Annotated in this window: 15 protein-coding genes and 1 tRNA gene; 5 read left to right on the plus strand and 11 right to left on the minus strand. The window is 43.8% G+C overall.

Annotated elements, in window-relative coordinates:
• Positions 1–24 precede the first annotated feature (24 nt).
• Positions 25–993, plus strand: a complete 969-nt coding sequence (locus AB1757_19600) for an LD-carboxypeptidase (protein MEW6129255.1) — start codon at positions 25–27, stop codon at positions 991–993.
• Between the two features lie 61 nt (positions 994–1,054).
• Here AB1757_19600 and AB1757_19605 read toward each other — a convergent pair whose 3' ends face one another.
• From AB1757_19605 to AB1757_19620, 4 genes are all read right to left on the minus strand, one after another.
• The gene (locus tag AB1757_19605) at positions 1,055–2,446 is read right to left on the minus strand and encodes a M48 family metallopeptidase (protein MEW6129256.1); all 1,392 of its coding nucleotides are present in this window, start codon (positions 2,444–2,446) and stop codon (positions 1,055–1,057) included.
• 193 nt (positions 2,447–2,639) lie between these two features.
• Complete coding sequence (locus tag AB1757_19610) at positions 2,640–3,740, minus strand: carboxylate-amine ligase (GenBank protein ID MEW6129257.1); 1,101 nt, start codon at positions 3,738–3,740, stop codon at positions 2,640–2,642.
• 153 nt (positions 3,741–3,893) lie between these two features.
• Positions 3,894–5,231, minus strand: coding sequence for a hypothetical protein (locus AB1757_19615; GenBank protein MEW6129258.1), 1,338 nt, complete (start codon positions 5,229–5,231; stop codon positions 3,894–3,896).
• A 45-nt stretch (positions 5,232–5,276) separates the two neighbouring features.
• A complete protein-coding gene (locus AB1757_19620) occupies positions 5,277–6,233 on the minus strand; it encodes a hypothetical protein (protein ID MEW6129259.1) in 957 nt (318 codons plus the stop codon).
• 402 nt (positions 6,234–6,635) lie between these two features.
• Between AB1757_19620 and AB1757_19625 the strand changes: the two genes are divergently transcribed.
• The gene (locus tag AB1757_19625; GenBank protein MEW6129260.1) at positions 6,636–7,055 is read left to right on the plus strand and encodes a DNA translocase FtsK; all 420 of its coding nucleotides are present in this window, start codon (positions 6,636–6,638) and stop codon (positions 7,053–7,055) included.
• An 86-nt stretch (positions 7,056–7,141) separates the two neighbouring features.
• On the opposite strand, the gene AB1757_19630 is transcribed toward AB1757_19625, so the two are convergent.
• A tRNA-Phe gene (locus tag AB1757_19630) sits at positions 7,142–7,214 on the minus strand.
• A 403-nt stretch (positions 7,215–7,617) separates the two neighbouring features.
• On the opposite strand from AB1757_19630, the gene uppP reads away from it, so the two are divergent.
• Positions 7,618–8,472, plus strand: a complete 855-nt coding sequence (gene uppP / locus AB1757_19635) for an undecaprenyl-diphosphatase UppP (GenBank protein MEW6129261.1) — start codon at positions 7,618–7,620, stop codon at positions 8,470–8,472.
• 27 nt (positions 8,473–8,499) lie between these two features.
• On the opposite strand, the gene AB1757_19640 is transcribed toward uppP, so the two are convergent.
• The 6 genes from AB1757_19640 to AB1757_19665 form a co-directional block, all read right to left on the minus strand.
• On the minus strand, positions 8,500–9,162 hold the full coding sequence (locus AB1757_19640) for a PAS domain-containing protein (protein ID MEW6129262.1): 663 nt from the start codon (positions 9,160–9,162) through the stop codon (positions 8,500–8,502).
• A gap of 111 nt (positions 9,163–9,273) precedes the next feature.
• Positions 9,274–9,738 carry a signal peptidase I gene (locus AB1757_19645; protein MEW6129263.1) on the minus strand — a complete coding sequence of 155 codons (465 nt, stop codon included), beginning with the start codon at positions 9,736–9,738 and terminating at the stop codon, positions 9,274–9,276.
• A gap of 141 nt (positions 9,739–9,879) precedes the next feature.
• Positions 9,880–10,518, minus strand: a complete 639-nt coding sequence (locus AB1757_19650) for a DUF1080 domain-containing protein (protein ID MEW6129264.1) — start codon at positions 10,516–10,518, stop codon at positions 9,880–9,882.
• 25 nt (positions 10,519–10,543) lie between these two features.
• Positions 10,544–11,107: a hypothetical protein gene (locus AB1757_19655; protein MEW6129265.1), complete on the minus strand. Its 564-nt coding sequence runs from the start codon at positions 11,105–11,107 to the stop codon at positions 10,544–10,546.
• 87 nt (positions 11,108–11,194) lie between these two features.
• Positions 11,195–14,230, minus strand: a complete 3,036-nt coding sequence (locus AB1757_19660) for a HEAT repeat domain-containing protein (protein ID MEW6129266.1) — start codon at positions 14,228–14,230, stop codon at positions 11,195–11,197.
• A gap of 332 nt (positions 14,231–14,562) precedes the next feature.
• Positions 14,563–14,943, minus strand: a complete 381-nt coding sequence (locus AB1757_19665; GenBank protein MEW6129267.1) for a hypothetical protein — start codon at positions 14,941–14,943, stop codon at positions 14,563–14,565.
• Positions 14,944–15,323: 380 nt separating this feature from the next.
• Between AB1757_19665 and recA the strand changes: the two genes are divergently transcribed.
• Positions 15,324–16,397 (plus strand): recombinase RecA, encoded by a 1,074-nt coding sequence (recA, locus tag AB1757_19670; GenBank protein MEW6129268.1) that lies wholly within the window; start codon positions 15,324–15,326, stop codon positions 16,395–16,397.
• Positions 16,398–16,578: 181 nt separating this feature from the next.
• Positions 16,579–18,375: a DNA primase gene (dnaG, locus tag AB1757_19675; GenBank protein MEW6129269.1), complete on the plus strand. Its 1,797-nt coding sequence runs from the start codon at positions 16,579–16,581 to the stop codon at positions 18,373–18,375.
• Positions 18,376–18,492: the final 117 nt, after the last annotated feature.

Genomic DNA, 18,492 nt, shown 5'->3' on the forward strand with positions numbered 1-18,492 from the left:
TTTTCGGTTTTTGGAAAACCTCATATGCCAGCAAACATTTTAATTAAACCTAAAGCCTTGAAATCCGGCGATACCGTCGGGCTGATTACCCCAAGCACAGAAGTGATTGACCCAGACCGGCTGGCTCTGGCGCAACACACCCTGAAGTATTTCGGACTCAAACCGCGAATGGGAAAAAATGTGGGGCGGCGCTCCATTGATTATAAAAGTTCGATACAGATGCGGCTTGATGATCTTCACGAAATGTTCAGTGATAAAACCGTCGCGGCGATTTTCGCGGTTCGTGGAGGGTACGGTTCACCTCATCTGCTCGACAAAATTGATTACCCGCTCATTCAAAAGAACCCAAAAATATTTTTGGGTTATAGCGACATCACCGCTTTACATTTAGCGATTCATCGCCAAACCGGACTGGTTACTTTTCACGGGCCTGTGGCAGTTTCCGGTTTCAGCGATTATACGCAAAACGCTTTTCGCCGGGCGCTTTTTGACAAAAATTCGCTTGGCAAATTCACCAACCCCAAAGAGGAAAATCTACTGCGACCTGAGCATAGTTTCAGAACCATTAAAAGCGGTAAAGTAACCGCGCCAATGATTGGCGGAAATCTTTCGTTGATTGTTAGCCTGATGGGAACGCCTTATGAAATGGACACGCGGGGAAAACTTCTATTTTTAGAAGATGTTGATGAGCAACCCTACAGTATCGACCGTATGCTGACAAATTTACGACTGGCGGGCAAACTGGAGCAGGCGGCAGGCATTATTTTCGGTGAGTGTGCAGGATGTGGACCCAGAGATTTTCAACCGTCTTTTGCTTCGCCCTATTCACTCGGAGAAGTTTTAAATAATATTTTGGGAGATTTAAAAATCCCTGTGCTTTATGGCTTAACCATCGGTCACACCAAAGACCAGTTGACTTTGCCTCTGGGATTGACCGGAATGCTTGATGCTGACGAAGGAATTCTAGATATTAAAGAAGCGGCGGTAATTTAATTGAAAAGGAAAATACCGAATAAAAAAGGCGACCCATGTTGATGGTCGCCTTTTTTATTGTCTATCTCAGACGTTCATTAATCGTGTAGCTGCTAAGCATTGAATTAAACGCCGGTTCATACTGGCGAAATTCACGCTCCGGCGAGATGAAAACCATATAAACAATATTGTCGCCGCTTTGTCGCGCTACCACATACACTCTTTCCGAATCACCGGCATGATTGGTTCCTCTGAGAAATGTTCCAAGCGCCGTCTTACCAGAAAGCCGCTCCGAGCGCCGGTCGCCCTCTTCCCTAAGATAGTTATTATTCTCCTGCAACATCGCCACCACTTTATTGAGCGCCTGATCCAAGGTCAGGTAGCCGCGTTTTCTGGCATTGGGTACATAGGTTCCGACTATTGCGCCTCGCGTAATATCGGTTCCTTCGATAGCCCAGGCGGGCGCAAAACTCACGCTATCCTGGCTCGCATAAGCATCCCAATTGTCCGGGTAATTAACCCGAACCGTCCCTCTTTGATCGGTGTAGGATTTTAAAGAACGTGAGGGGGGATCACCTGGACGACTTCGGCTACTTGCCGGCGCGCGTGTGCCTTTGGAAACCTCTTCCATCGATCTCGCGCGCCCCATCCCGCTGAGTTTTTCGCGGATTCTTAAAAAATCCCGATTGCTGACATTTGAATCTCTAACCTGCAACATTTCGGCTTCGCGGTTAATATATTCAAAACGGTTTCCGGGATTGGGGTGGTCGCTCAAAAATTCGGGCCCGCCTTTGCCTCCTTGTTGTTCCAAGGTTTTAAACATATTTGCCAGGTCTCGCGGGTCGTATCCGGCGCGCGCCATGGTTTGCGCACCTAAAAGGTCGGCTTCCTTCTCATATTCCCGGCTGAACTTCAAAAAGTAGACGCCAAAACCGCTGTAAATGGCGCTTCCCAACGCCTCGCCCCCGACAATTAATCCGCCGATGGCAGCAATCGTCGCCCAGGTTCCGACCTTTTTCCCTTTGGCATATTGCAAAGTTCCATGTCGCAAGGCAACGTGACTGATTTCGTGAGCCATGACACCAATCAATTCCCCTTCATTTTTCGCGGCTTCGATTAATCCGCGATTGACATAGGTATATCCGCCCGGCAAGGCAAAGGCATTCAGGTCTTTAACATTAACCACCTTATAGGAATACCGAAACTCGGAAAATTGATACTTGCCTGGAAGCGATGCAACGATTCGTCCACCTAATCCTGCAATATAGGCATCAACCTCGCGGTCATTTAATAGAGGAAGTTGTTTTTCCACCTCTGTTGCGGCTTGTCTGCCAAGCTTCACATCTTCCGATGGCGGGTAAGAATTTTTATGGTCTTTAATTGGGGTTTGTGCGGAAAAACCTATTGGCTGGAAAATGGTCAGCAAAAAAATATTTAAAACGAAAACGCTGAGAACTTTTTTTGAAGATTTCATTGTATGCCTCCACTCCTTAGATAGTCATATCGCTCATTCCTTAATCATATTCACACGAAAGGTTTGATACAAGGAACGCCAAAAAAGTTGTCGTCTGGTATTCCCTGACGATTCTGGATGTTGGTGGGATGAATTTGAAATTGTTTGCAATTAAGCAGCAATCGATGGTTAATCGCAATTATAGAATAATCAATTATGCGATGCCTTCCACGGTTTCTTTAATCAGGTTATCGACCACGGCATTGAAATCTTTGGTCTCTTCGTAAATCCTGAGTTGTCTATCAGCACTGGTTCCCTCTTTGATGACCGTGTGGACATATTCAACCTCTTTTCGGCTTCCGAGGTCATCGACCACCTCATCAATAAAAGCCAGCAACTCAATTAATAAATCCTTAACCGGAACCTCTTTTTGAATGCCGAAATCGATGAGTTTTCCGTCGATTCCCCAACGCACGGCGCGCCATTTATTTTCCTGAAGCAAGGCACGATGATAAATCCTGTACCCTTGATTCATCTTGTGTAATTTATCGAGTTTGGCGACGATGGCTTGAATGAGCGCCGCCAGCATAATGACTTCATCGACTTTAGCAGGTAAATCACAAATGCGAATTTCCAGCGTCGGGAAATTGGGATGCGGGCGTACATCCCACCAGATTTTCTTCGGGCGGTCGATACAATTGGTTTTCAACAACAAATCGACATATCCCTGATATTCCGAATAGGAACGGAAATGGTCGGGAATATCTGTGCGCGGGAATTTTTTAAACACTTCGGAACGATAACTTTTTAAACCGGTATTCATTCCCAGCCAGAACGGCGAACTGGTTGAAATTGCCAGCAAGTGTGGCAGAAAATATCGCAGTTCATTCATTATACGAATTTGCGATTCGCGGTCTTCGATGCCAATGTGAACGTGCATTCCGAAAATTAATAGCGATTGCGCTAAAAATTGCATTTCACTGATTAACATTTCGTAATGTTCGCCCGGGGTAATTTGCTGGTCTTTCCAATGTGAAAAAGGATGCGTGGATGCCGCGATGATTTTCAATCCCTTACGACCAGCCAGTTCCGAAATGGCTTTCCTGAGTTTGACGAGGTCAGCGCGCGCTTCTTGAATATTTTTGCAGATGCCGGTTCCGACTTCGACCATTGATTGATGCATTTCGGGTTTCACCTGCTCACCCAGCAACATTTTTCCTTCTTCTATCATTTCTGTGATATGGGATTTCAGTTCGCGGGTATTCGGGTCGATGATTTGAAATTCTTCTTCTATTCCAATTGTAAAGTCCGGCATGACATTCTCCCTCTTTTCGAGCGTCAACGGAATACAGGTCAAGGTTCAATGAGAGAACCAATCGTTTATTGCAATCGAAGTGGCATTTAAAACCCTGAAAGCTTAACAACAAAATAAATATTGAACAATCACCTATAGATGTTACTCAGCCGTTTATTCAATCAACATGGTTGGCACCATTCCGGCTCCTGACGTCACATTGGCAAGCGATGAAGACGATAATCGTGTAAATGCTCCCTTCACTTTTCCAAAAAACAGCAAGGGGTCAATGTCGAGCAATTGTTCAACCAATTTAACGCCATCATCGGTAATATGTGGGAAAAGTTCACGAGACGTTTCGACCCGTTCCTGCGCCAAATAATCACCAGCCAAGGCGCTGGCGATTGCTTCATCCCACTGACTTTCAGTTGATTCCCAGCCAATATAAATCCCATGTCCACCGTAATCATCATTGGGTTTTAATACCAGTTGATGGCGGTTCTCGCGGATGTGTGGCAATAAATCGATCTCCAAACCATTGCGTGTGGTTTTGACATCGCGAACTTTTCTCGTCCAGGGTATATGTTGACGAATGGCTTGTTGTTCTTCGGTCGTGAAATAATGTTGATGATGTTCATCGGTTAAAATTCCAAATAACATTTTTTTATGAACGTATTTTGACCGCAAAGAATTAACATAAATTGCCGCCCCCGTGGCATATCCTTCGATAAATCCCTGGCATTCATCCTCTTTTTCCAACAATTCAGTAGCCAGGACTCTTCGATAAACCAGATCAATTTTGAAATCCTCGCTGTAAAGCTTGCCATTATGAACTTCAACCTCGCGAGGGTCTGCGATGGTGGTTTGAAACCCTTGTGACTCAAAAAACTGTTTAAACAATTCAAATTCGCGTTGTGTGGGAAGCCCTTTGTAATCGATGATGGCGATGTTGGGTTTTTCTCCGCGCCCGCGCACTTTTGTGTAAATTTCGAGCAAGGCATTCAGCATATTTTGCCGACAATACATCGGCGTAACCGTATAGCTTTTGCCAAATTCTTTCATCAACGGGAGTTCTAAAAATATCTCTGCCGCGACATCCGCATAGGCAATGCCTGCTGGACACTCTCCGTTCAACTCAACAAAGCTATAACGTTCGCTGGTCAGAAAAGAATCGAGTCGCGCAGAAACCGAGACATTTTCATAACCGGGATTGACCGCTAATAATTTTTTTTCCGCTTCACTAAATCCGATTTGCTCCTGCATCAGCACATCGGTCGGCGCATTCCGTCCAACCTTTTCGATTGCCCCCCAGATGGTTTCACAAGCTTGAGTGATTCGCGCCCACTCCGTTCTGGTAACGAAATGTGGGCGAAGGTATGGGGATAATAATCTGCCACCAAAAACAAAGCGAACTTCTTCAAATCGTTGCAACAGATGTTGATGCGACTCGTTGAGCAGGTGTGGTTGTTGTTCAATAATTTCGTTATAGGTCTCAACCGCTTTTATTGACATGCATTTCCTCAATGTAACCCTTGTTAGTGCCATCTAAAAATCAAATCAAGCTCCGGCGGGTTGACCGAAGCCAGATCGCTTAATGTCGTTTTTCAAAAAATCAATCCAACGATGCGATTGCAAGGTGGGTTCCCCATGTAATGCCGACTCAATAGCGAGGTCTGCGACTCTGGCAACCATCCATTTGAAATAAATTGTGCCAACCGACCACCAGTCAGCGTCTGGGGCGGGATTCATATAATCAATTGCGTAGGGGATGCCGTCTTTAATGGCAAACTCGACAGTGTTGATGTCATAGCCCAGGGCTTCATTAATCAGGATGGTTTCTTTAATTACCCGTTCTTCGATCTCTTTATCCAGATAATTATCAATGACCAGATAACGGTGGGCAGCCGGGTCATACGGCATCGGATTGACGAATTTCTTCCCGATACAATAGGAGCGAACATAATGATCGAAAGCAATATACTCCTGTAAAACCATACAATCGGTGCCGCTCTCATTGTATTTTTGCATTAATTCCTGAAAGTTATCGACTTTGGAAACGCCGCGCCAACCACCGCCATCGTGGGGTTTGATAAATGCCGGAAAGCCGATGTAATCGCAAATGGCTTCCCAATTTAAGGGATACTCCAGATTTCTCAGTGACTCCGAAACCACACCTTCTTTGTAATCTTTTTGCGGCAAGAGAATGGTTTTAGGAATAGCAATTCCCAAATAGGTCGCCAGAGAATAATTAAAAAATTTATCATCGGCTGACCACCAGAACGGGTTGTTGATAACCTTGACGCCGGACAAAACTGCGGTTTTTAAAAAGGAGCGATAAAACGGAATTTCATGAGAGATGCGGTCAATAATTAAATCATAATCGACTTTTTCAGCCATCTTGACGCCACCGATTTTTATATATTCCGCCGTAACCCCGGATTGACGATGATTGATTTCTTCTATTAAAGCGGCTGGAAAGGTCTGTTCCCTTCCCACCAGGATACCAATTTTCATTGCAAAATCTCCTTAATATAATTCATTGATAATCGCGCATTCTATAGTACAGCTATTCAGGGTTGCAACTGTGCTAATTTCCTAAAGCTTAAATGAAGACGATGGAATAATTTCTGCCGCTTGAATCGCTGATTAAGCTAACCCCACTCCGTTGGTAGACGATTAATTTGGGTGACTTGACGATCTCTAATCTGAATGTCGTGGCATTGAGTTAAGGAAGATGCTCATCAAAATTTCCTGATTGCCTATCCTATCGAATAAAAGAATATGAATTGCTGGCAAATTCACCAAGCGGCTTGTAAAAAAAATTTGTCTCAGGCTGGCTTTCTGTTATAGTTCATCCAGCAGGAAAAGAGCAAACGCCCCAATATAATGTAGCAATTCCTAAAAAGAGACCCATATATGGATGCTTCAACGAGAAGTAAAGAATTAGTTGATGCGATAGAATCCCTGCGTAAAGAACTCATACATATCAAGAACTACCTATCAATTCCAATTGGTGAATGTCCGGACTTAGACCTTTTGGAAAATCAACGCGTCTCAGCCACAGTTGATTTTTTTGTCGATTTAACCAGAGAAGAGGCTTCGCCGGAAACCTCCGAATTGCTTGCGGAAGCCCTAAAGGCAATAGCGAAAATTGGCTATGCTTCGCCATTGGTATTACAACATTGCTTAGAAATTAGCTATCGGCAGGCAGTTTGTTTACTGTATCAATTGGAACGCGACGGTTATGTTGAGCCGTCACATGGGTTCAGACCCCGGAAGGTCATCAACGCTGCATTTAAAAGTGAAATTCCCAAAGAACAAGCCAAACCGTTTTAAATCTCAATCTGCGTTGATAGATATGGATTATTGCCATCAAGCAAAAAGCGGCTGACAAGACATCTTGTCAGCCGCTTTTTGCTTGATGGCCAGGGACGGAATCGAACCGCCGACACCGTGATTTTCAGTCACGTGCTCTACCAACTGAGCTACCTGGCCAGTTTCATTTTTCAAAGACATTCAAAACGAAGTTTGGATAATAAACAATTCATTTGAAGCCTGTCAAATTACTCTTCATCATTCTTAGGTCTTTTTCCACGAACGTAATAGAAATAAAAACCTATCCAGCCCACAAAGGCGACGGTGCACAGAATGCCAACCCATAAAGATAAGAGTGATTTTGCAGTGAAATACTTATAAAAATTGAAGCCGGCTAGTATGGCAATCAATAGCGAATAATAAAAAAATATTCTTAATCCATGTTTTCTTTGTTGGTTCATCTATTCAATCGTTTGCCTGGCTGGTATGATGATTGCTCATTGATCCCCAAATACCGAGAGTTAACATTCAACTAATTGTTATCACATCCCAAACATTATTTCAAAAGGAGCCGATTCGCTAAATGTCTATCTGGTATGCCATTTTACTTGGGTTAATTCAAGGATTAACCGAATTCCTCCCGATCAGTAGCACCGCACATTTAACCATAGCCGGCAAACTATTAGGTCAAATCAGTCAGGAACGCCCTGATGAGTGGACTGCTTTTATTGCCGTCATTCAACTCGGGACGCTTTTTTCTGTATTGTTTTATTTTTGGCAGGACATTTTACAAATCACTATCGGCTTTCTAAAAACCAATCTTTCCCTATTCACTAAAAAACCGGTGAGTGAAAGCGAAAAATATAACTCAAAATTAGGTTGGTTTGTAATTGTCGGAACGATACCGGCGGCAATCGTTGGGTTAATTTTCAGACATCAAATTGAGGGGGTTTTTACCAAAGATTTAAGAGTGATTTCCTGGGCGCTTATCTTATTGGCAATTGTTTTAACCGTTGCTGAATTGACCGCCCGTAAACAAAGAAACATGCAACAACTCAACCTTTCGGATTCATTAATTATCGGTATTTCTCAAACCTTTTCCTTAATCCCAGGGTGTTCACGCTCAGGCAGCACCATCACCGGCGGGTTATTTGCCGGACTGACACGAGAAGCTGCCGCACGTTTTTCATTTTTGCTTTCTATTCCTACCATTGCGGCAAGCGGGTTACTGGAATTGCCAAAAGCCCTTCAATCAACAAGTGGAAATACCACACCTTTAATCGTAGCTACCGGATTCGCCTTCATTTCCGGTTATGCCTCAATCGCATTTCTATTACGGTTTTTACAAAAAAACAGTACCTTCGTGTTTGTTTTTTATCGGATTATTCTGGGAATTATTCTTCTGGTTTTAATATACCGGGGGGGATTATCAATATAATCACGGGGAAAAATTGCTTGCTGCCATTTAAAATCGCGGTTCGCTCGCCGCGTTCGTTCGGTGGATGATACCGGCTAATCGTGTGCGAACATTTTTTAGGCACTCAGGACAGATATTTTTATCCAGCTTATCTGTCAGGTGGTGATGTTGATATTTTTCCAGTCGCTGCCAATACTCTTTGTCGTTTCTGGATTTATTGCAATAGCTACAAATCGGAATTAATCCCGATAATAATTCGACCTGCCCCAATACATCCTGAAGGGTTTTACGGGCTGATTCCAACTCATTAATTAAATTCTTTTGCTCGGTAATATCCGTAAAAGTACAAATCCAAAAATCGGGGTGTCCACTTTCATTCACAATTAAACGGCAGGTTTCTTCTATCCATAAGATATTCAGGTCGCCATCAAAAATGCGGTATTCAATCGTCACATTTTCCCGATTTTGGGTTGCAAAATTTTTAACCTTCCGAACTCGTTCACGATCTCCCTCATGAATGTGGTTTAGGTAATCGTCTTCATTCACGAAATTATTTATTGAATGACCAAAAAATTTGTCCCTACTGACAAATACAGGGGTTATCAGGAAGCAGGATTGAGAAACCAGTATTGTAACTTTCACATGACTGTTGAGGGTATCAATGACCGCTCGAAAGTATTGGCGTTCCGGTAACTCAAATAAATCTTTCATAGAATTCTAATCGAGATGCACACCCGGTCAGGCGTATAACGAAGGATAATTTAAGGGCAGACGCGAGTTGTCACTTTGAAGATAAATAAACCCCGGTAAAACCTCAATAGTTTATTCAACGCGCCAGAATTTCAAGCGTTTCCAGATTGATTGCAACCAGATGGAAAGGGTTTTATGAGGACGGGCAACGTGAATGGATTCACCGGCTCTTTCAATATTTTTCACCCGCCCAAGGATATTGGTCACGACAATAGAACAATCATTTTGTGTAGATGCATCGCCCCGTGTGGTGATGGTTTTCTTTCCGGCAATTCGTTCGATTTTAATGACTCGGTGGATAACCGCTGTTTCAAACCGACTTTCAAATAAGACGATATCCCCTTGATTGACTTTCCCGTCGGAAATCGCTTCGATGGTAACCAGGTCTCCGTCCTGTATAGTCGGACGCATGCTGCCGCCACTCATAAATATCTGCATGGAATTATTTTTAGCAAGCATTTGCCGTGAGCGTTCTAAAAAATCCGGCGATTCAAGGTGAATTCCGCGCTCTGCCTTAATACCATCATAGGCTCGCATAACTACTGCTCCCTCAAGTATCAAACTTTGAGTTGATTGTTCAGAGTTGGAAAGACTCTGATTGAAACATCAAATCACGTTAGGGAAATAATAACGCAACCCTGATAGAGGGGAAAAGTCGGAAATAAAAATTGTCGAAGTTTACGGTCGCAATTCTTTGATTTTAATATTCCTGAATCTCGCTTTGCTTTTCTCCCCCCAGGCTCCCGCTCCGCCATGAACTTGCAGTCCGATATAGCCTTCGTGAGGAAAACGCGGTTTTGAGTCAGTAAAATCAAGGGTTTTTACATCATTCAACCAAGCCGTTAGATGAGCGGGTTGACCTTCAATCCTTGCGCGTAAGCTATTCCACCCATCTTTTTTATAGGCTTTTTGCCAATCCGCATATTGATTGAGGAATCCACCTTCTGCCGGTGCATACAGGCTTCCGACGAACCCACCGTCGCGATAATCAATGGTAATTTGGTAGCCCATTCCATCGTCCCGGGTTCTTAAAAAAAGCCCTGTGTCAACCGGAAAATCGGCTTGAAATTCGAGAGTGATTTCAAAATCCGAATATTTTTTTTCGGTCCCCAATAAGCCCCCGGTGTGGTCTTTATCCTGGTCTGCGACCAGCGCCCCTTTTTCAACAACCCAGATGCCGCCACGTCCACCATGAACTGCTTTCAATTGCCAGCCTTTCAGGGTTTTTCCATCGAATAACTTTTCCCAGTTGGCAGCTAAAACCAAACATTGAAATAAACCCGTTAATGTAATCAGCATAAAAATGCGTTGTTTCATTTTGCGCCTCACAATTTTTTTATTGTTATTCTTTAATGCGACGGAAAACCGCGATTTTGCTTTTATCCGACTCCAATTTCAACTCACTGCCGTCAGTCGATAATTTGAACTTAAATCTTTTTTCGACCGGGGTTGTTTGAATCTGCTGTTGCGACATCACGATTTTCAGTATCAGGGTGTCTCCTGAAATTGAATAGTAACCACTATCCGTATGATCCATTTTGCCATTCTTTTTTGATGAACGGGTATAAGTTGCAGGCGGTTTGAAAACGATTTCCGTCTGGTTATCCGGTTTAATCAAATCGATGATGCCATCATGTTGGACTTCAGTTGTGGCATATGTCCCATTAAGTAAAGCCTCCGGGGCGGTTCCTGGGACACCAGCCGCCTGAACTTTGTTTGCATCTACCGGCTGAGGATTCTCTTGAGAATTTGAAGGTGAATCACCCTTTGCTCCTCCACCTTGTGAAGTTGAATCTACTTGCGGTGAATTTTTATTTGAGGAAGTCCCATTTTCAGGGTTTTGCGCACAACTTGCGAATCCCAAACCAATAAACAATAGACCAAAAAGGATTGCCGTATTTTTCATAATTATTGAACTGGTATTTTGTTTGAACGAATGAATATACACGATGAAAATTGATTACGTCACATCGGATTTTTATCCAAACTCAATTCATTTTTTTATTTTATCGCCTTGTCGAATCCGCTCCTGATTTTTAATTTGCTCGATTGCATTAATTGCTGCATCTCTTACATCTGAATTTTGATCTGTTTGAGCGACTTTTTCCAAATCCGCTATCACATCCTTGTTACCCACAACCCCCAAACCTATAGACGCAATTTGCCGGATGTCTTCATATTGATCGCGAAGCGCCGTCAATAATGAAGGAATAACCCGTCGATCATTTATTTTCGATAAGGCGGAAATCGTTTTTTTCCTGAGCGAGACGGAATTGTTTTGCGATAAAGGCAATAAAGCATCGACGGCTCTTGGGTCACCGATTTTTCCCAATGCCTCGATGGCATCACCTCTTGCCGAAGTGTTATCGGTTTTTACAATCTCAATCAGTGAATTGACCGCCCCCTTTGACCCGATTTCTCCGAGCGCGTTTGCCGCAAGCGAACGCGTTGAGGTATTAAAGTCTTTGAGCAAGCCGACCAATTGATTAACTGCAACTTCTCCCAATCGTCCCAACGAATCGGCAGCCTGACTACGTAAAGGCGAATTGTCACCTTTCAATAATTCAATTAAAGGTAAAACCGCTTTTTCACTTTCGGTGCTGCCGAGTGATCGCACGGCAGCTAAACGAACGTTCGGGTTTGAATCGTTTATCAATAAAATCAGCTTTTCGACAGCACCCGGCGTTTTTATTCCACCGAGAGCTTCGGCGGCGGCTTCTCGAATCAAAGCGGTTGGCGAATTCGCCATCTCTAAAATTGAATTCGCTGCCTTTTGCCCTAACATTCCGAGCGCCATTGCGGCTTGTTGTCGAATCGTTGGATTTTGATCGCGCAATAAAAGTGAGAGCGGCTTAATCGCTTTTTCATCGGCGATAATTCCAAGCGTATTGATTACGGCAATTTTAGATTCCGATGAAGTATCGCGATCAATCAACAGACCAATCAAGGGTTCGACCGAAGGCTTTCCGATTCTCGCAAGCATTCGAGCAGCCCGAACTCTTTCGCTTTCCTTTGGCGACCATAAAATATTAATTAATGCGGGAACTGCTTTAGCGCCCAGTGCGGTCAACCCTTCAGCGGCAAAATATCGCACCAGAGTATCTTTATCTTTTAAGGCTTCGGCGAGGGGTTCGACCAATGCACTGGTGCCGCCGCCTTCAACCGATACTCTGGCTAAGACCTGTGCGGCTCTTGACCGGGTTCGCCAATCCGGGCTGCTTAGCGAATCAATCAGCACCTGAGTTGCTTTGGGGTCTTGCATGCGCGCCAACGATTCAGCCGCAGCTAGATTGATTCTCGCATCTTTGTCATTAAGTAAACCGGTTAACTTGTTTAAAGCCCTTGCATCTTTCAAATGGCCGAGGGCAGTAATCGCCTGTAGGCGAACTTCCAGATTTTGATCGTTTAGACTTCCTAATAGGGGGTCAATAGCCTGTGCATCTTTTAAAAGTCCCAAGACCTGAGCAGCTTCAGCCCGCACATGGTAATCGGCATCTTTTAAGGCATTGACGGCTATGGGCAGAGCTTTGGTATCCGCCAGTTTACCCATCGTAGTCAAAGCAGCCTGCCGGGTTTGCCAGTTTGGATTGGTTAAATCCTGACTTAATCGGTCAACCGAAATTCCAAGATTGGTTAATGCGTCGAGCGACGCTTGATGAACCCGTGGATTGGTATCATTAGCCGCAGTCAAAAGGGCATCGGTAGCCTGCGGGTCACCGATTGCTCCAAGCGCCTGAATCGCTGCAAGTCGCAACTCGATTTCTTTATCATTGGTGGCAAGGATTAATGGGTCAATCGCTCGCCGGTCTCTGGCTCTTCCTAAAATTTCTGCGGCTTTAATTTTAACCTTGATTTCCGTTGTAGTGGTTAGGGTGTTAATCAAGGGTTCGAGCGCCTTGGGGTCACCAAATTTGATGAGGTGTTCAGCCGCAAGAATTTTGGTTTGGCTGTCACCACTCGCCAATCGTTTGGCTACGGTTTCCGGGGTTATTCCGATAGTAGCGAGCGCGCTGATTATGCTTTCGCCTAATTTACCATTGGTTTCCGTGGCATTAAGCAGTAGATCTTCGGTTTTGTGTGGATCAAAAGTAATCAGGCTCTGATTGATGCTGGCGATAATTTTGGGGGATTTCTCTTTTTTTAATAAATTGATTAGCGCACTTAATGCAAAGAATTTCTGATCCTCAGAGGCAACGGTTTTTGCCCACAAGCCAAGCGATTCAACGGTAACCAGTCGAATCTGCGGTGCATCATCATTCAATAATTCCAAAAATGTTTCTTGCGTCTTCTCACTCTCAAATCTATTTAGCGATTTAGCCAGATTTAGCTTTAGTTCAATCGCGTTTTCAAAAGATTTAGTATCGCTTTCCACCGGAGATTTAGCGTACTCCAACAGTGGTTTTAAAGCATTACTGTCGGCAAATTCCAACAAGGTATGAAAGGCGGCAATCCGGGCATCAACAAATGGTGATTTCAAGACTTTGATGACAGGTTCCAAACTATCTTTATTTCCCAACCTGTAAAGCGCCGCAGCGTACTGCCAATCGGCATCATCGTCACTTGCCTTTTCCCTGATAAATGCAATAGAGGATTTATCCCCCAACCGGCTGAGAGCGATTGCTGCCTTTAATTGAACATCAGGCTCTTCGTCCTTCAATAAATTTCGCAGTTCTTCGACAGACTGAGAGGCATTTAAATGACCTAATGCCTGAGCTGCCATTTTTCGCACTTGTGGCTCGTTATCTTTAAGTAATTGAATTAATGTTGGCACGGCTTCTACATCTTTCAGGATTCCGAGCGACTGAGCAGCTTTTGCCCGCAAATACCAGTCCTCAGATTGCAGAAGCGGTTCTATTTTTTTGGCTAAGGTTGAATCTTGTTTTAGAATGAGTCCCTCAATGGCTTCCATTTTTACGAACCAATGCGCATCTTCCACTAATTGAACGAGTAAATCAGCAATGGATTTATCGGAATAGGTTCCAAGCGCCCGGGTAGCGATGCCTCGAACATACCAATCATTATCAGTCAAAAATGGTTTGATTTTCTCAACCGACGAACCGGTATTCTCAGCTAAAACCGACTCGAACTGTTTGACTTTTTTAAGGGATGGAGGTTGATTCTCATTTTGCGACCATAAGTTTATTGGAAAACCCAAAAATAAAATAAAAATAAATAATTTGATTGGGATTGACTTTTGATTCATTAAATTTTGCCCTAAGAAATGTTTCAAATTGATTTTATAGCACTTATTAAATGTTTCAAAAGCAAACTGTGGACTGTATAAAATTATTACCCCGAAAATAAAAACGGGCTTTGAAATCCACTTCAAAGCCCGTTTACTAACTTGCCACTATGGGACAATTACGCAGCAAGTTTTCTCTTGGAACTGCCCAACGTTTCATCAAAGATATGGAATGAAGCCATGGTTCGCTCAACAGCTTTCATTGCCTGTGCGACATTTATCTTTAAAAACCGGATCAAATGACCGACTTCGGTTGGCGTTAAATCTTCAGGAACCCGTCCTGGAATTCCCAGAGGCACCAGATAGGCGCGAAGATTCAGACTGGCACGCTTCATTTCGCTTTCCAAAGTGCGAACAAATTCTTCACGGTCTTTAAGCGCAAGCATTGATAAACCGTTGCGAATCACATCCTTAAGTTCATTTGGGTCAAGACCAGCAAAAGTTTTCCGAACATTGCTGCTTGGAATTAAATCTTCTCTTTTTGGAATTCTTCTTCTCATTTTTCTACCCCTCCCTAAATCCTTTTCTCTACCATTTTAATTAACGGTTCTCGGCAAACCGCTTAGCGATGGCTTAAACGTTCGTTGAATAAAATGGTTTCATTAATATTTCATTATTGCATCAATCTTTCATCAAAGAACCATCCGCGCCGAGCATTGGTGCGGAAAACCCTGTTTCAGGTTGCCCGCCTCAACTACGGAAATACTCCGAAAGCAATTATTATTCCCGTTCAAATAACTGTTCGTAAAAGCATCCCCGTTTAGATTCATTTGGTGAAAGAAAAAGTCGGAATTTCTTGCAAAGAATTTTTTTTAGACGATTGGCGATATGCTATAATTTGCCCTCCAAGTACCCAAATAAAAGTAAGAAGGAGAAATTCATGGCAGATGAAAGAACTGAACGATTGAAGGCTATTGATGCGGCGATAGCCGGAGTCGAAAAACAATTTGGCAAAGGCTCAATCATGCGGTTGGGCGAAAAATTTATTGATGATGTGGCAGCCATATCCTCAACCTGCTTGAGCCTTGATGCGGCTTTAGGTGTGGGAGGAATGCCCCGCGGGCGTATCATTGAGATTTACGGGCCGGAATCGGGTGGTAAAACCACTCTCGCGCTACACGTTGTCGCAGAAGCCCAAAAACAGGGCGGAATTGCCGCCTATGTGGACGCCGAACATGCTCTGGATGCGGTTTATGCCGGGAAATTGGGCGTGGATATTGATAACCTCTTTGTCTCCCAACCCGATTCCGGCGAACAGGCACTGGAAATCGCTGAAGCCCTGGTGCGCTCCAACGGCATTGATGTGCTGGTAGTTGACTCCGTTGCGGCTTTGGTTCCGAGAGCCGAACTGGATGGGGATATGGGCGATTCTCACATGGGCTTACAGGCTCGCCTGATGTCACAGGCTTTGAGAAAGCTGACAGGCGTAGTCAACCGGTCAAAAACCTGTTTGATTTTCATCAACCAGGTTCGTGATAAAATCGGTGTCATGTTTGGCTCTCCCGAAACCACTACAGGCGGACGAGCACTGAAATTTTATGCTTCTATTCGTCTGGATATTCGCCGCATTGCCGCCATTAAAGATGGAGAAAATGTGGTCGGCAATCGCACTCGCGTCAAGGTTGTAAAAAATAAGGTTGCACCGCCATTCAAAGAAGTTGAATTTGACATCATGTACGGCGAAGGCATCTCTCGCGAAGGTGACCTGTTGGATTTAGCCGTGAACAACAAAATTGTTGAAAAGAGTGGTGCCTGGTTTAGCTTTCAAGGCGAACGACTTGGACAAGGACGTGAGAATGTCAAGAATTTGTTAAAAAATGATAAGGATATGGCTTCACGCATCGAAGTGGAAGTTCGCAAAACTATCGGCTTGGTTAAAAATAACGGCGTCATTGAAGCAGAGGAAATTTCAACGCCTGCGCCAACCGGAAGAAAAGCCTCAGCCAGAGATTAATTTCATCAAATCCTAAAACCCTCAAAAGACCCGTAGAAATCTGCGGGTCTTTTATTATTCCACTAACCAAGGCTAGCAAATATATTTTGATTTTTAGTTCACTTGCTCAAGCAATATTTTGTGATTAACATTCCATTCGGTTTCAAGGTGGATAAAAACTGAAAAAGGCAAAAGGTGGGTCATGCGTTTTCCGCGTGGTTTTGCAGATGATGTTAAAAATCAAGCCGATATCGTTCGCATCGTTTCGGATTATGTCTCTTTAAAGAAACGCGGTGCGAATTATATCGCCTGCTGCCCTTTTCATTCTGAAAAAACCCCTTCATTTTCTGTTCATGCCGGTAAAGGCATTTTCAAATGTTTCGGCTGTGGAGCCGGTGGCGGAGTCTTTGAATTTGTCATGCAAATCGAAGGGTGCGCCTTTCCTGAAGCTTTACGCATCATCGCACAAAAAAGCGGTATCCCGATTCCGGTTGTTGATGAGACCGAAGATTTCAAAAAAGCCGAACATAATCGTGAAATCGTTCTCAGATTAAATGAATTAGCCACGCAATTTTTTATATACAATCTCCAGGAAGAAAAAATCGGCGAAACTGCCCGTCAATATGTTGACTCAAGGGGAATCCAACCTGAAACCGGCAAACTATTTCGCCTCGGATATGCGCCGGATAACTGGGATGGGTTGATCAACTATTTTCGCGAACAGGGCATCACTACCGATGAAATTGATTTAAGCGGCTTGGCAGTTGTCAAAGATTCAGGCGGTTTTTATGACCGCTTTCGCAATCGTTTGATGTTTCCAATCGTTGATTCGCAAGGGCGCGTGATTGCCTTTGGTGGCAGAGTGATGGGCGAAGGTGAACCCAAATATTTAAACTCGCCGGAAACTGCGGTTTACACCAAAGGGCGTCACCTTTACGGTCTTTCGTTTGCCAAAAATGAAATTCGCAATCGAGGTTTTGCCATATTGGTTGAAGGTTATTTGGATTGCCTGATTCCCTATCAGGAAGGGGTGCATAATATCGTTGCCAGCCTCGGTACAGCCTTAACCGATGGTCAGGTCAGGTTGCTCAGACGCTATATGGACAAACCGCAAATCATCGTCAATTTCGATGCCGATTCTGCCGGTCAAGCCGCCACCATGCGGTCAATCGAAATGCTGATGACCGAGGGTTTCAAAATCAATATTCTGCAATTGCCAGCCGGAAAGGACCCGGATGAATTCGTAAGAACGCATGGCGTAGAGGCTTTCGTTGAATTATTCAAAAATACCCAACCCTATATTGACTATGTGGTAGAAAAATCCATCAGCGAAGTGGATATAACGCGACCGATTGGTAAAGTCGAAGCCATCAATCGTATTTTGCCGCACCTTGCGCGAATGCCCGATAAAGTGGTTCGGGCAGATTATGCCGAACAAATCGCCAACCGATTAAAAGTTGATAGTCGTGTGATTCGTGACGAGATGAAGCGGGTTGCGGTCAACCGACAACCATCATTAGACCCGAAACGGGTTCGCGCCTCTCAGGATATGACTCCGGCTGAACGCCAATTGCTCGAGTTGATGCTCGCCAATAATGAACTACGAAGCGCGATGGTTGAAACCATCGTCGAGGAAGACATTAACGAGTTGGCATCTGCGGCGTTATTCATCGCCATCATTCATCTTGAAAAGCAGAAGGTTGAGCCGGATTTTTCCAACCTCAGCGAATTGCTGGATTCCGATATTGATCGGGAACGATTGCCGGGTTTAATGATCAGTGATTTAGCCTGGGTAGGGGGGAATGATTTTGATACCTTGATAAAAAAAGCCACCGAGGCGTTATCTTCGCTTAGAAGAAAACGTTTTGAAAAACGCTTGGAGACCATTCAAATCGAAATCGGGCAAGCTAATACTTCATCAGATTTCGAGCGGTTAAATCAGTTGATGATTGAAAAAACTGAAATAAAGAAAAAAATTTTGGCGCTTTCTTATTTATAAGTTTAGTCTCGCTTAATTCGATTTGCTCTTTCAAAAGAAATAAAGAAAAATCATTAATCATCTGATTTCTAAAAAATTTAACGATGAAAACTTATTTTAAATGAGTTTGAATGTGGG

The sequence above is a fragment of the Acidobacteriota bacterium genome, assembly GCA_040754075.1.
In the GTDB taxonomy this organism is placed as follows: Bacteria; Acidobacteriota; Blastocatellia; order UBA7656; family UBA7656; genus JBFMDH01.

Bases quoted from the DNA above. Each gene is read 5' to 3' on its own strand.
- AB1757_19600 (MEW6129255.1), top strand. From the start codon at position 25: ATGCCAGCAAACATTTTAATTAAACCTAAAGCCTTGAAATCCGGCGAT.
- AB1757_19605 (MEW6129256.1), bottom strand. From the start codon at position 2,446: ATGAAATCTTCAAAAAAAGTTCTCAGCGTTTTCGTTTTAAATATTTTT.
- AB1757_19610 (MEW6129257.1), bottom strand. From the start codon at position 3,740: ATGCCGGACTTTACAATTGGAATAGAAGAAGAATTTCAAATCATCGAC.
- AB1757_19615 (MEW6129258.1), bottom strand. From the start codon at position 5,231: ATGTCAATAAAAGCGGTTGAGACCTATAACGAAATTATTGAACAACAA.
- AB1757_19620 (MEW6129259.1), bottom strand. From the start codon at position 6,233: ATGAAAATTGGTATCCTGGTGGGAAGGGAACAGACCTTTCCAGCCGCT.
- AB1757_19625 (MEW6129260.1), top strand. From the start codon at position 6,636: ATGGATGCTTCAACGAGAAGTAAAGAATTAGTTGATGCGATAGAATCC.
- uppP (MEW6129261.1), top strand. From the start codon at position 7,618: ATGTCTATCTGGTATGCCATTTTACTTGGGTTAATTCAAGGATTAACC.
- AB1757_19640 (MEW6129262.1), bottom strand. From the start codon at position 9,162: ATGAAAGATTTATTTGAGTTACCGGAACGCCAATACTTTCGAGCGGTC.
- AB1757_19645 (MEW6129263.1), bottom strand. From the start codon at position 9,738: ATGCGAGCCTATGATGGTATTAAGGCAGAGCGCGGAATTCACCTTGAA.
- AB1757_19650 (MEW6129264.1), bottom strand. From the start codon at position 10,518: ATGAAACAACGCATTTTTATGCTGATTACATTAACGGGTTTATTTCAA.
- AB1757_19655 (MEW6129265.1), bottom strand. From the start codon at position 11,107: ATGAAAAATACGGCAATCCTTTTTGGTCTATTGTTTATTGGTTTGGGA.
- AB1757_19665 (MEW6129267.1), bottom strand. From the start codon at position 14,943: ATGAGAAGAAGAATTCCAAAAAGAGAAGATTTAATTCCAAGCAGCAAT.
- recA (MEW6129268.1), top strand. From the start codon at position 15,324: ATGGCAGATGAAAGAACTGAACGATTGAAGGCTATTGATGCGGCGATA.
- dnaG (MEW6129269.1), top strand. From the start codon at position 16,579: ATGCGTTTTCCGCGTGGTTTTGCAGATGATGTTAAAAATCAAGCCGAT.